Below are 12,996 nucleotides of genomic sequence, written 5' to 3' on the forward strand. Positions count from 1 at the left end.
GATTCCGCCCAACCGAAGCCTCGATTGCGTCGACGACGAGCTCGCCGGGTCTCAGCATTTCGTGTGGGTGCGCGACACCTTGCGGCTTGGCGGGAAGTTCCCGCTCAAGGCTGGGCTGATCACCAGCCTCGGCTTCGGCCATGTGTCCGGTCTGATTGCGCTGGTGCATCCGCAGGCGTTCTTGGCCGCGCTGAGCGCCGAGCAGCGCGCGGACTACCAGCGGCGCGCTGATGCCCGTCTGCTGGCCGGTCAACGCCGGCTGGTCTCCGCGATAGCCGGCGGCCCACCGCTCTACGAGCGGCCGGCTGACCGCCGCTTCGACCACAATGGTTCGGAGAAGCCGCAGGAGGCGGCGATGCTGCTGAATGCGGCCGCTAGGCTCGGCGAGGGCGACGTCTACCTCCCGTGAGCATCTGTTAGCGGGGCAACCCATGGGCGCGCCGGCGACGATGCAGAGCGAAGCAATGAGGAGGAGCGGCGCCCGTGAGCATCGTCGGAGTGGGTATCGACTTGGTTTCCATCCCTGATTTCGCCGAACAGGTCGACCAGCCGGGCACGGTGTTCGCCGAGACCTTCACTCCCGGTGAGCGGCGCGACGCCTCGGACAAGAGTTCCTCGGCAGCGCGGCACCTGGCGGCGCGCTGGGCGGCGAAGGAGGCGGTGATCAAGGCGTGGTCGGGGTCGCGGTTCGCCCAGCGGCCGGTGCTGCCGGAAGGCATCCACCGCGATATCGAGGTGGTCACCGACATGTGGGGCCGGCCCCGGGTGCGATTGACCGGCGCGATCGCCAAGCACCTGGCCGACGTAACCATTCACGTGTCGTTGACCCATGAAGGCGACACCGCGGCCGCTGTGGCCATCCTGGAAGCGCCGTAGCGTCAGCGCCTGCGTCCTAGTCGGCACGGCTAACCTCGACCACATGAGCGATCTCGTCGAACGCGTCCGCGACATACTGCCCTCGGTGCGCCGCGATCTGGAAAGCCTGATCCGCATCCAATCGGTGTGGGCCGATCCGACCCGACGGCCCGAGGTACATCGCAGCGCGCAGGCGGTCGCAGATGTCTTGTCGCAGGCAGGTTTCCCTGATGTGCAGATCATCAGCGAGGGTGGTGCCCCGGCGGTCATCGCGCGGTATCCAGCGCCGCCCGGCGCGCTCACGGTACTGCTGTATGCCCATCACGACGTGCAACCCGAAGGGGATCATGCCCAATGGGAATCGCCACCTTTCGAGCCGACTGAACGCGACGGCCGGCTCTATGGGCGCGGCAGCGCCGACGACAAAGCCGGTATCGCAACGCATTTGGCGGCGTTTCGGGCGCACGACGGTCGACCGCCGGTTGGGGTGACAGTGTTCGTCGAGGGAGAGGAGGAGTCTGGATCCCCATCGCTGGGGCGCTTGCTGGCCGCCCACCGTGACCTGCTCGCCGCCGATGTGATTGTCATCGCCGATTCCGTAAACTGGACGACTGATGTCCCGGCTTTGACGGTGTCGCTGCGCGGTCTGGCCGACTGCGTTGTGGAGGTTGCGACCCTCGACCATGGGCTGCACTCGGGGCTGTGGGGCGGCGTGGTTCCCGACGCGGTCAGCGTGCTAGCCAGACTGCTGGCCAGCCTGCACGACGACGACGGCAATGTGGCAGTCGCCGGGCTCCACGAAAGCACTGCCGCAGCAGTGGATTTTCCGCCCGAGCGAGTCCGGGCGGAGACTGGTCTGCTGAACGGGGTGAGCGAAATAGGCTGTGGCTCGGTGCCGCAACGGTTATGGGCGAAGCCCGCGATTACGGTGATCGGCATCGACACCACATCCATTGCGGCGTCGTCGAACACGTTGATCCCACGGGCACGGGCCAAGGTCAGCATGCGGGTCGCCCCCGGCGGTGACGCCGCTGCGCACCTGGAGGCGTTGCGCGCTCATCTAGAGCAGCATGCCCCGTGGGGCGCGCACGTGACGGTGACGCCCGGCGAAATCGGACAGCCTTACGCGATCGATGCCAGCGGTCCAGTCTTTGACGTCGCGCGGTCCGCCTTTCGGCAGGCATGGGGAACTGAACCGGTCGAGATGGGGATGGGCGGCTCCATACCCTTCATCGCCGAGTTCGCCGCAGCCTTCCCGAAAGCCAAGATCCTCGTCACCGGCATGGAAGATCCAGAAACGCAGGCGCACAGCGTCAACGAGAGCGTGCACCTCGGTGTCCTGGAGAAAGCCGCGGCCGCCGAAGCGCTGCTGCTGGGCATGCTCGCCGCGCCGACTGTGTAGCTTCTGCTCGACAAATCGGCAAAGTCGCGCATACAAGCTGCACACTCGGCGATCGGCATTTACACGCCGAGGTCTCGCCTGAGCTTGGCCACGTGGCCGGTGGCCTTGACGTTGTACTGGGCGAGCACGATCTTGCCTTTCTCGTCGACGACGAACGTCGAGCGGATGACGCCCTGCACAGTCTTGCCGTACATCTGCCTGGCCCCGTATGCGCCCCAAGCGGTCAACACCTTGCGATCCGCATCGGACAGCAGCGGGAACGTGAGCCCTTCGGCATCGCGGAATTTGGCCAGCTTCGGCGGTGGGTCGGGCGAGATTCCGACGACGTCGATGCCGGCGTCGTTGAGGTCGCGCAAATTGTCGCGGAAGTCACAGGCCTCTTTGGTGCAACCGGGTGTGGACGCCGCCGGATAGAAGTACACGACGAGGCGGCGTCCCCGATAGTCGGAGAGCGACACCATGTTGCCGTCGGCGTCGGGCAGCCGGAAAGCGGGCGCTTTGTCGCCGGGTTGGAGGCGCACGGGGTCTGCCAATGAACTTCCTTTCTGTTCACCGAAGCGCCGGGAGCAGTGCCGGCTGCTCTAGGGTAGTGCGGCAAGACGGCAACTTCAGCGAGCGTGCCCACGATACGGGCAAGACATGGAGGGGACAGTGGCGGAGCGGGATCCCGACACCATCAAGCAGGAGATCGACCAGGCCCGCGAACAGTTGGCCTCGACCGTGGACTCTCTCGCGGCGCGGGCAAATCCCCGCCGGCTCGCCGAGGACGTCAAGATCCAGGTGATCGCGTTCGTCAAGAAGCCTGTGGTGACGGTTTCCTTGGTCAGCATCGGGGCGCTAACCGTGGTGTTGGTGGTGCGCAGGATCAGGAACCGCTGACCCGGACCTAGGCTAATGCGCCTGTGGCTGGTGTGACGCTCGGTGCGCCGTGAGAGTCTCGAACTCCCGACCCGCTGATTAAGAGTCAGCTGCTCTACCAACTGAGCTAACGGCGCTTGGCTTGCTCCAGGAACGCGACAATAACAGGCGCTGCGCCGCGGTGCGAATCTCGGGACATTCGCTGGAGCGACACGGCGCCGTGCGCCGCGTGCCCATAAACTACTGCCGAGTCTACAGATTCCATCGGGTCGCAAGGGGGAGCACGGTAGTGGCACGTCGCTCGGTGACTGCTGCGCGTATACGCCGGTCGTGGCTGGTCGCGCTGGTGATCCCGGCTGTGGTGGTGGGCCTGGGCGGCTGCGGCAGCAACGGCGGCGGCGCCCCGAAGAAGGTCATCTTCGACAAAGGCACCCCGTTCGGTGACTTGCTGGTCCCCAAGTTGACCGCTTCGGTGACCGACGGCGCCGTCGGCGTCGCTGTCGACGCGCCAGTGACGGTTACCGCCGAGGGCGGCGTGTTGGCCGAGGTCACCATGGTCAACCAGAACGGCAGGTCGGTGAGCGGTCAACTCAGTCCGGACGGGGTGCGTTGGTCGACTGCCGAGCCGCTCGGCTACAACAGGAGCTACACGCTCGTCGCGAAGGCGCGCGGGCTAGGTGGCGTCGCCACCCGCCAGATGACCTTCGAGACCCAGTCGCCTGAGAACACGACGATGCCCTACGTTGTGCCGCTGGATGGCGAAGTGGTTGGTGTGGGCCAGCCGGTCGCGATCCGGTTCGACGAGAACATCGCCAACCGCCCTGCCGCTGAGAAAGCCATCAAGGTGACGACAAATCCACCCGTCGAAGGTGCTTTCTACTGGCTGAACAATCGCGAAGTACGTTGGCGGCCAAAACAATTCTGGAAGCCGGGCACCTCTGTCGACGTCGCGGTCAACACCTACGGCGTCGACTTGGGCGACGGGCTATTCGGTGAGGACAACCTCAAGACGCACTTCACTATCGGTGACGAAGTCATTGCCACCGCCGACGACGCCACCAAGATGCTGACCGTGCGGATCAATGGCGAGGTCGTCAAGACCATGCCGATCTCGATGGGCAAGGACAGCACCCCGACGGCCAACGGCACCTACCTTGTCGGCGAACGCTACAAGCACATCATCATGGCCTCGTCGACGTACGGTGTACCGGTCAACTCGCCCAACGGATATCGCACCGACGTCGACTGGGCCACCCAGATTTCCTACAGCGGGGTCTTTGTGCACTCCGCGCCGTGGTCGGTAGGCGCCCAGGGTCACAGCAACACCAGCCACGGTTGTATCAACGTCAGCCCCAGCAACGCCATCTGGTTCTACGACCACACCAAGCGCGGCGACGTCGTGCAGGTCATCAATACGGTTGGCCCGACGCTGTCGGGCACGGAAGGGCTCGGCGACTGGAATATCCCGTGGGACCAGTGGCACGCCGGCAACGCCAAGGCGGACAGTGCCGCTCGTTAGCGGTGAGTGACGGGAATACGCGAAAGCTAGACCGCGCGAGCGATTAGCCCACCGACTTGCGGCTGTGGGAGTACGCTTAGCCGCCAGTATCTCCGCAAACGAGAGTTATCCATGTGGTCCTTGTGGTCTGCGCGAATTAGTTGGCCGGATCGGCATACTTGGGCCGCCAAGGCGTCCACGGTGCCGGCGCGGATCGTCAGCCTAATCGATCGGCATCCGCACGCCGCGGCCTCGTTGGCAGTGCCTGCCACCCTCGTCGGCATAGCCTCGGTGGTCGCGTACCCGTTCGTGTTCGGCGCGCTATTGGTGCTCGCCGCCGTGGCTTTAATCGTGATGGATCTATACAACAGGGGCCAGACAGAGGGTGAGCAACGGACGCAAATAGCGGCCGTCGCAGACAAGCGGAACCACCAACAGCGCGCAGAACACCCGAGGGCACTGGCCGAGCATGCGAGGACCTTGGCCGAGCCGAACGGCCCGGGTGTTGTGGTGGCAGCCGCTCCGAAGCTGGACCTGATGAAGCGCCTGGTCTCGGCTGAGCGCGACGCCGGCACCGAATTTATTCGGCCGCGACTGGAGTTGGAAGCCGAGGCAAGAGCCGCCGAAGCCTTGGCCGCCGAAGCCGAAGCCCTTGCCCTCGAGGCGCGGGCGCGAGCGATCCGGCTGCGGCTTAAGGCGGAAGCCAGGGCCAACTAAGGCGAAGTTAGGGCGAAGTGGTTCCCTCGGCCGGATAGGAGCACTGCAAAGGCCTGACCGTCAGCCCTATTCCGCGCGGATGTGCGAATCTGCACCCGTGAGTGCGGATCTGAAACGCCGATGTCTAAACCTGTAACATCGCTAGCAGCGAGGTGTTTTGTCGCCTAAGTGTGCAGGGGATACCGACAAAGTAAAAGGTGAGGGTGAAAACACCCTCTGACCGGTGGGGTGAGTGACGGGACTCGAACCCGCGACATCCAGGATCACAACCTGGTGCTCTACCAACTGAACTACACTCACCATCGCCGCTGACCCGGTCCTCGCGGGCCGATGGGCGGCGACGTCGATACTAACCGCTCGGGCGGTCGGCGGCCGAATCGATTTCCTTCGCGATGTCCGTCACACCGCCAAGTTCGGCGGCCACCGCGGCGATGTCGCTGGTAGAAGGCCCCGGCGGGGGCACGAACGCGGTACGCCGATAGAACTGCAGTTCGCGGATCGACTCCTGAATGTCGGCGAGCGCGCGGTGGGCCAGGCCCTTGGTGGGCTGCCCGTAATAGATGCGGGGATACCAACGTCGGCACAACTCTTTGATCGTGCTCACGTCGATCATCCGGTAATGCAGAAAGGAGTCCAGCGCAGGCATGTCGCGGGCGATGAACCCGCGGTCGGTGGCAATCGAATTGCCCGCCAACGGCGCCGTGCGGGGCTGCTTGACGTGTTCGCGGATGTAGTCGAGCACCATGGTCTCGGCCGTGGCCACGTCGATCGTGGAGGCCCGCACCTCGTCGATGAGGCCGGAGCGGGCGTGCATGTCGTTGACGACCTCGATCATCGACGACAATGCGGCATCATCGGCGTGAATCACCACGTCAATGCCGTCGCCGAGAACGTTCAGCTCGCCGTCGGTGACCAGGACCGCGATCTCGATCAGCTTGTCCGAGCGCAGATCGAGGCCGGTCATCTCGCAGTCGATCCACACCAGTTCGTCTCGCACAGCGCTCACAGTAAGCCCACCGTAGCCGGGGGGTACCGCAGCCGCCCCGGCAAGGCCGGACACCCAGTAGTGTCATGCTCTGCCGGGATCAGTAGCGAGAGGACTGGCGCCATGAGCTCTGAGTCGAAACCGGGTGGGTCGGCGAAGAACCCTGCACAACAGATCGCATCGGGCTATGCCGTCGAAGGACGGGCCCTCGAGCTAGGCACGGTCGTCGTGGACGGCAACGCCGACCCGAGCGCCCAGGTCCGCATCCCGTTGGCTACCGTCAACCGGCATGGCCTGGTGGCCGGTGCCACTGGCACCGGTAAGACCAAGACCTTGCAGCTGATCGCCGAACAGTTGTCTGCCGCGGGCGTGCCGGTGCTGATGGCCGACGTCAAGGGCGACCTCTCAGGACTGGCCCGGCCCGGTGAGCCCAACGATAAGATCACCGCCCGCGCGAAGGAAACCGGCGACGACTGGGCACCGACTGCTTTCCCGGTGGAATTCCTGTCGCTGGGATCGACGGGCATCGGTGTCCCGGTACGCGCAACCATCTCCAGCTTCGGTCCCATCTTGCTGTCAAAGGTGTTGGGACTCAATGCTACCCAGGAATCGACGCTCGGGCTGATCTTCTACTGGGCCGATCAGAAGGAACTTCCGCTGCTGGATCTGAAGGACTTGCGTGAAGTCATCAGCCACCTGACCAGCGACGAGGGTAAATCGGAGCTGAAAGCTCTCGGCGGCGTGTCCGCATCGACAGCCGGCGTCATCCTACGGGCATTGGTCAATCTCGAATCAGAAGGCGCGGCCACGTTTTTCGGCGAACCGGAGCTCAAACCCGAAGACCTGCTGCGCGTCGACGACCACGGCCGTGGCATCGTCTCGCTGCTCGAGCTGGGGGACCAGGCCGCACGGCCGGTGATGTTCTCCACGTTCTTGATGTGGGTGTTGGCAGATCTGTTTACGCATTTGCCGGAGGTCGGCGATGTCGACAAACCCAAGCTCGTATTCGTGTTCGACGAGGCTCACCTGCTGTTCACCGGCGCCTCGAAGGCGTTCCTAGAGCAAGTGGAGCAAACCGTCAAGCTGATTCGCTCGCGGGGCGTGGGCGTCTATCTCTGTACCCAGTTGCCGACGGATATCCCGAACGACGTGCTATCCCAGCTGGGTGCACGCATCCAGCACGCCCTGCGGGCGTTCACCCCGGATGACCAGAAGGCGCTCACCAAAACCGTGCGCACCTACCCGAAAACCGATCTCTACGAACTGGAATCGGCGCTGACATCGCTGGGTATCGGCGAGGCGATCGTCACGGTGCTTTCGGAGAAGGGGGCGCCCACTCCGGTGGCGTGGACGCGGATGCGGGTGCCGCGGTCGTTGATGGCCGCGATCGGCGCAGACGCGATCAAAGAGGCGGCCACGGCCAGCCCGCTGCAAGCCGAATACGGTCAGACGATTGACCGAGAGTCGGCCTATGAGATGCTGAAAGCCAAACGGCCACAGGCCGAGTCAGCGCAGCCGGAGGGCAAGCGCAAACCGATGCCAGCATCCGAGCCCGAGCGGCTTAGCAGGTGGAAGCGCTTTCTTCGGTGGTGGAAAGACGTCTTCTCAAGCCCGGCGGCCAAGAGCTTCGCACGCTCGGCGGGCACTGCTATGGGCCGCGAAGTCACCCGCGGCATGATGGGCACCGGTCGCCGGCGCCGATAACGGGTTATCCGCCCAGCTTCTTGTAGAAGCTGCCGACGATCGGCGCGACGATGGCGCGTGGGGCGTACTGGCTGGCCACCGACATCGCCTTGGACGTCAACCCCGGAACGACGCGCATCTTATTGCGCGCCAAGGCATCCAGCGAAAGACGGGCGGTGTGCTCAGTCGAGATCCACAGGAAATCCGGCACCAACCTGTCGACCAGCGACGCTTCAGCCGGATCCGGTAGGTCGGTGCGCACCGGGCCCGGCGCCAGCAGGGTGACATGCACGCCGGAGCCGCGCAGTTCGCCGCGCAACGACTCACTGAATGTGTTGACGAACGCCTTGCTGGCCGCATAGGTGGCGTTGTACGGAATCGGCGAATTGCCTGCGGCCGAACCGGAAATCAGGATGCCGCCGGACCGGCGCTCAACCATGCCACCCAACACCGCCAGGGTGAGGTCATGCACCCCAAGGACGTTGAGCTGTACTTGCGCCTTCTCGCCGGCGGGGTCCAACGTCGCTACGGGGCCGAACGTGGCGGTGCCCGCGTTGGCGCACAGGATCGAGATGGTGCGGGTAGCCAGCTCGTCGCACAGCTTGGCCCGGTCGGCAGCATCGGTCAGATCAGCCGGCCGAACGTCGACCGTTACCCCGTACTTTTCGGTCAGATGGGCGGCCAGGCTGTTGAGGATGTCCTCCCGGCGCGCCGTGACGATCAGGTTGTGTCCCCGCGCGGCCAGCTCCGTGGCCAGCGCTTCACCGATGTTTTGCGAAGCTCCGGTGACAACAGCGCGTGCGTCGGGGCTGGGGGCAGGTACAGGCATGCGGCAAGCGTAGACAACGCATCCGAGCCGATCGCGAGCGCGGCGAAGCCGGGCGAGGCGGGTCGGCGGCCCATGAAGCTAAAGTCCGAGCATGAGCAGCCCGGCGCCGGCGTCGCGCACAGCCGAGCGATCACGGGTGCTGGCGTGGGCACTGTGGGACTGCGGTGGTACTGGTCTCAGCGCGATTGTGGTGACGTTCGTATTCTCGGTCTATCTGACCGGCAGCGTCGGCCACGGCATGCCCGGTGGAACGCCACCGGCGAGTTGGCTGGGGCGCGCGCTGACCGTCGCCGGATTCACGATCGCGGTACTGGCACCCCTTGTTGGAGTGTGGGTGGAGGCGCCGCGTCGACGTCGTCTGGCGTTGACGATGCTCACCGGCATCGCGGTCACGCTCACCGCTGCTATGAGTTTGATCCGGGACCAGCCCAGCTATTTGTTGCCCGGGCTGGTGCTGCTCGCGGCGACAGCGGCATGCGGCGACGTTGCCAGCGTCCCCTACAACGCGATGCTGCGCCAACTTTCGACTACTCAAACCTCCGGCCGCATTTCCGGTTTCGGCTGGGCAGCAGGCTATGTCGGCAGTGTCGTCCTGCTGCTGATCGTGTACCTGGGATTTATCTCCGGTTCCGGCAACACCCGCGGCTTGCTGCACCTATCGACCCACGACGGTTGGAACGTGCGGGCCGCGATGCTGCTGACCGCCGGCTGGCTCGCGATGTTCGCGCTGCCATTGCTGCTCACTGCCCACCGACTGCCGGCGTCCGTGGAGACGTCTCACCCGGCGGGTGGTTTGTTGACCGGCTATCGCAAGCTGTGGTCAGACATCACCGTCGAATGGCGTCGCGACCGCAACCTCGTCTACTTTCTGCTGGCCAGCGCTGTGTTCCGGGATGGGCTGGCAGGTGTGTTCACGTTCGGCGCCGTGCTCGGAGTCAACGTGTACGGCATCTCGCAGGCCAACGTGCTGGTGTTCGGCGTCGCGGCCAGCGTTGTCGCTGCGTGCGGAGCGGTACTGGGCGGTCTGTTCGACGACCGGGTCGGCTCCAAGCCGGTGATCGTGGGATCGCTCGCCGCGATCGTCACGATGGGGCTCACGTTGATGACGTTGTCCGGCCCGCTCGCGTTCTGGGTGTGCGGGTTGTCGCTGTGCCTGTTTATCGGACCGGCGCAGTCGTCGGCCCGCACCTTGCTGCTGAGGATGTCGCGTGACGGCAAGGAGGGCGTCGCCTTCGGCCTGTACACGATGACGGGCCGGGCGGTGTCATTTCTCGCGCCCTGGCTGTTTTCGCTCTTCGTCGACGCATTTCACGCCGTTCGTGCCGGTATGGGGGGCTTGTGTGTGGTCCTGGGCACCGGGCTGCTGGCCATGCTGCTGGTACGTGCGCCGCGACACAACGAGGCCTAGCCACGCAACACGGTGTTCAGCCGGGCAATCGAAACGTCAGCCCGCCGCGTCGCACACGGTGAAACCCACCCCCGTGCGTTGACGGACCTGGACTCCGCCCACTGTGACCGAGCAGGTGACGTCGTGGCCGATGTTGACGATCGTCACGTTGGCCGTGTCTTGGGCCGACGATAGGCTGACTTCTTTCGTCCAGGGCAGCACCACATTGAACTCGGTCTGCCGGACACCGCCGTCGTCGACGTAGGTGATGCTGATCGCATGTCCTTGCCCGGTAACGCTGTAGACCACCGTCTGTGCCGCGGTGGCGCTGGTTGTCGCGCCGGAGGTGCTCGTAGGTGACGTGCTGCTCGACGGTGCCGACGTGGTCGATGACGCCGACTTCGATGCCGGGGTGCTGGACCCCGGCATCGCGGGCAGGGGCGGCACGACGGTCGCGTTCTTTGCCGAGCCGTTGGCGATCACCAGTGCGATCACCAGCGCAACGACGAGCAGCACCGCCGCGCCGGCGACGATCCACAGCCAGCGCGGTGACTTCGGCCGCTCCGGCGGTGGACCATCGCCGGGAGGGATCCCGTCTGCGTCGGGCGGTTGGCCGTGCAGCCAGTACTGGGGCAAACGCTCCGTCGGATGGGACTCGGTCAGGTTCGGACCGTGCGCCGGCACGTACCCGGGCGCGTAGGGCGGCTGGTTCGCGCCGGTCGGGCTGGTTGACGGCTGATACGGGGTGCCCAGCGGTCGGGTCGGCTCGGTCTCTCGCCCAGCCGGATTCGGGTACCACCCGGGTCGACGCGGATCGGTCATGCCCACCTCATGGGTTGCAGGGTACCTGCAGCATCACTGCCGGTCGCTGATGTGCTGGTGGTCGCCGAGGACCGCCGGCCGTTGACGGAGCGGCCGGGCGCTATCGATCGCCGGTGCCCAGCGCAGCGAGCGTCATCGCCCGCATGACAGCGCGTGCCCGCGCCGCCCGCGCCGGCTTGGCGCGCAAATTGTTGAGGGGCTTCATGCTGTGCGGTGTGGAGTTCAGCAATCCGAATACCGCGTGGGCCATCAACCGTGCGTCGGCCTCGGCTAGCCCGGGGTTTCGCTGACGCAGCACCCCTACCCAGACTTCGACGTATTGCCGCTGAGCCCGGCGCACCTGCCGCTCGGCCGTCGCGGGCAGATGCGCCAGGTCTCGGTCCTGGATGCGGATGAGATCTGGTTCGCCCAAGGCAAAGTCGAGGTGGAAGTCGATCAGGCCGGCGAGCGCCTCAGCGGGATCGGAGTGCCGCGACGTCACATCGCGGGCACCGGCAAGCAGCCGGGTGCTGATCCCGACCAGCAACTCGACCAGCAGTGACTCTTTGTTGGGGAAGTGGCGGTAGATCGCCGGACCGCTGACCCCCGCGGCAGCGCCGATGTCCTCTAAGCGCACCGCCAGGAAGCCGCGCTCGGCAAACAATCGTTCCGCCGCGGCCAGCAGTTGCGAACGCCGATCGGACTTGAGCTGACTGCGGCGATTGGGGGCCTCGCGGTGGCCGGCGGAGGCCGATGCTGCCATGGCCGCCTCCGTCGAGTCTGGACACTTCGGTTAATCCTCACTAACATAGCACGGGTTAGTCGTGATTAACCCGATTGGCAGGAAATGACTTCACCGGCGGCGAACCGCGACGCGCACCGCGCGTTGGTGGCACAGCTGCGCGACAAGCTGGCGGCGGCAGCTCTCGGAGGGCCGGAACGCGCCCGCGCCCGTCATGTCGGCCGCGGCAAACTGTTGCCACGCGACCGGGTTGACGGCCTGCTCGATGCTGGCAGTCCGTTCCTGGAAGTGGCGCCGCTGGCCGCGGACGGGATGTATGACGACGAGTGCCCCGGTGCCGGGATCATCACGGGGATCGGCAGGGTGTCGGGGCGCGAATGCATGATCGTGGCCAACGACGCCACGGTCAAAGGCGGTACGTACTACCCGATAACCGTCAAAAAACACCTGCGGGCCCAAGAGATCGCCGGGCAGAACCGGCTGCCCTGCATCTATCTCGTCGACTCCGGTGGCGCGTTTTTGCCACGTCAAGACGAGGTCTTTCCCGACCGGGAGCATTTCGGGCGCATCTTCTACAACCAGGCCAAGCTCAGCGCCGAGGGTATCCCGCAGATCGCGGCCGTGCTCGGCTCATGCACGGCCGGCGGAGCCTACGTGCCGGCGATGAGCGACGAGGCAGTGATCGTCCGCAACCAGGGCACCATCTTTCTTGGCGGTCCGCCGCTGGTGAAGGCCGCCACCGGCGAGGTGGTCAGCGCAGAGGATCTGGGCGGGGGAGATCTGCACTCCAAGATCTCTGGTGTCACAGACCATCTCGCGCACGACGACCGTGATGCGTTGCGTATCGTGCGCCGGATCGTGTCGACGTTAGGTCCGCGTGAACCGCGGCCGTGGGATGTGTCGCCGACGGTGGATCCGATCGCCGACCAGACCGAGCTCTACGACGTCGTTCCTGTCGACCCGCGGATTCCCTACGACGTGCACGAGGTCATCACCCGCCTGGTTGACGGCGGCGAATTCAGCGAATTCAAGGCCGACTACGGCAGCACGCTGGTCACCGGATTCGGCCGCATCCACGGCCACCCCGTCGGCATCGTCGCAAACAACGGTGTCCTGTTCTCCGAATCAGCCCTCAAGGGAGCGCATTTCATCGAGCTGTGCGACAAACGCATGGTGCCGCTGCTGTTCTTGCAGAACATCTCCGGCTTCATGGTAGGCCGTGATTACGAGGCCGGCGGG

Annotated in this window: 12 protein-coding genes, 2 tRNA genes and 2 pseudogenes (2 of these 16 only partly in view); 9 read left to right on the top strand and 7 right to left on the bottom strand. The window is 65.3% G+C overall.

The features are described from left to right. From ACFE99_RS06795 to ACFE99_RS06805, 3 genes and pseudogenes are all read left to right on the top strand, one after another. Nucleotides 1–409 (top strand): annotated as a pseudogene (locus ACFE99_RS06795) (beta-ketoacyl synthase N-terminal-like domain-containing protein); its annotated part reaches 2,725 nt to the left of the window's first position; the annotation flags it as partial. A 74-nt stretch (nt 410–483) separates the two neighbouring features. Then, the gene (locus ACFE99_RS06800) at nt 484–876 is read left to right on the top strand and encodes a holo-ACP synthase (RefSeq protein ID WP_375483657.1); all 393 of its coding nucleotides are present in this window, start codon (nt 484–486) and stop codon (nt 874–876) included. A 43-nt stretch (nt 877–919) separates the two neighbouring features. Beyond that, entirely contained in the window at nt 920–2,257 is a 1,338-nt protein-coding gene (locus ACFE99_RS06805; protein ID WP_375483659.1) for a dipeptidase, read from the top strand. Between the two features lie 59 nt (nt 2,258–2,316). On the opposite strand, the gene bcp is transcribed toward ACFE99_RS06805, so the two are convergent. After that, complete coding sequence (gene bcp / locus ACFE99_RS06810; RefSeq protein ID WP_375483661.1) at nt 2,317–2,790, bottom strand: thioredoxin-dependent thiol peroxidase; 474 nt, start codon at nt 2,788–2,790, stop codon at nt 2,317–2,319. 118 nt (nt 2,791–2,908) lie between these two features. On the opposite strand from bcp, the gene ACFE99_RS06815 reads away from it, so the two are divergent. Beyond that, nucleotides 2,909–3,136, top strand: a complete 228-nt coding sequence (locus tag ACFE99_RS06815; protein ID WP_375483702.1) for a DUF3618 domain-containing protein — start codon at nt 2,909–2,911, stop codon at nt 3,134–3,136. Nucleotides 3,137–3,179: 43 nt separating this feature from the next. Here the strand turns inward: ACFE99_RS06815 and ACFE99_RS06820 are convergent. Then, nucleotides 3,180–3,252, bottom strand: a tRNA-Lys gene (locus ACFE99_RS06820). 152 nt (nt 3,253–3,404) lie between these two features. Between ACFE99_RS06820 and ACFE99_RS06825 the strand changes: the two genes are divergently transcribed. After that, a complete protein-coding gene (locus ACFE99_RS06825; RefSeq protein ID WP_375483663.1) occupies nt 3,405–4,634 on the top strand; it encodes an Ig-like domain-containing protein in 1,230 nt (409 codons plus the stop codon). A gap of 180 nt (nt 4,635–4,814) precedes the next feature. Beyond that, nucleotides 4,815–5,330, top strand: coding sequence for a hypothetical protein (locus tag ACFE99_RS06830; protein ID WP_375483666.1), 516 nt, complete (start codon nt 4,815–4,817; stop codon nt 5,328–5,330). A 224-nt stretch (nt 5,331–5,554) separates the two neighbouring features. Here ACFE99_RS06830 and ACFE99_RS06835 read toward each other — a convergent pair. Then, a tRNA-His gene (locus ACFE99_RS06835) sits at nt 5,555–5,630 on the bottom strand. 49 nt (nt 5,631–5,679) lie between these two features. Continuing rightward, nucleotides 5,680–6,327 (bottom strand): oligoribonuclease, encoded by a 648-nt coding sequence (gene orn, locus ACFE99_RS06840; protein WP_375483704.1) that lies wholly within the window; start codon nt 6,325–6,327, stop codon nt 5,680–5,682. A 111-nt stretch (nt 6,328–6,438) separates the two neighbouring features. Between orn and ACFE99_RS06845 the strand changes: the two genes are divergently transcribed. Beyond that, nucleotides 6,439–8,019 (top strand): helicase HerA-like domain-containing protein, encoded by a 1,581-nt coding sequence (locus tag ACFE99_RS06845; RefSeq protein ID WP_375483668.1) that lies wholly within the window; start codon nt 6,439–6,441, stop codon nt 8,017–8,019. Between the two features lie 4 nt (nt 8,020–8,023). Here ACFE99_RS06845 and cmrA read toward each other — a convergent pair whose 3' ends face one another. After that, nucleotides 8,024–8,827: a mycolate reductase gene (gene cmrA / locus ACFE99_RS06850; RefSeq protein WP_375483670.1), complete on the bottom strand. Its 804-nt coding sequence runs from the start codon at nt 8,825–8,827 to the stop codon at nt 8,024–8,026. A 91-nt stretch (nt 8,828–8,918) separates the two neighbouring features. On the opposite strand from cmrA, the gene ACFE99_RS06855 reads away from it, so the two are divergent. Next, entirely contained in the window at nt 8,919–10,235 is a 1,317-nt protein-coding gene (locus ACFE99_RS06855; protein ID WP_375483672.1) for an MFS transporter, read from the top strand. A gap of 36 nt (nt 10,236–10,271) precedes the next feature. Here the strand turns inward: ACFE99_RS06855 and ACFE99_RS06860 are convergent, their stop codons facing one another. Together ACFE99_RS06860 and ACFE99_RS06865 are read right to left on the bottom strand one after the other, a co-directional pair. Continuing rightward, complete coding sequence (locus tag ACFE99_RS06860) at nt 10,272–11,036, bottom strand: MmpS family transport accessory protein (RefSeq protein ID WP_375483674.1); 765 nt, start codon at nt 11,034–11,036, stop codon at nt 10,272–10,274. Between the two features lie 100 nt (nt 11,037–11,136). Continuing rightward, nucleotides 11,137–11,778 carry a TetR/AcrR family transcriptional regulator gene (locus ACFE99_RS06865; RefSeq protein ID WP_375483676.1) on the bottom strand — a complete coding sequence of 214 codons (642 nt, stop codon included), beginning with the start codon at nt 11,776–11,778 and terminating at the stop codon, nt 11,137–11,139. A gap of 84 nt (nt 11,779–11,862) precedes the next feature. Here ACFE99_RS06865 and ACFE99_RS06870 point away from each other — a divergent pair. Next, nucleotides 11,863–12,996: pseudogene (locus ACFE99_RS06870) on the top strand (carboxyl transferase domain-containing protein); it runs 418 nt beyond the window's last position.

Origin of the sequence: uncultured Mycobacterium sp. (assembly GCF_964249325.1) — a bacterium.
Classification (GTDB): Bacteria; Actinomycetota; Actinomycetes; order Mycobacteriales; family Mycobacteriaceae; genus Mycobacterium.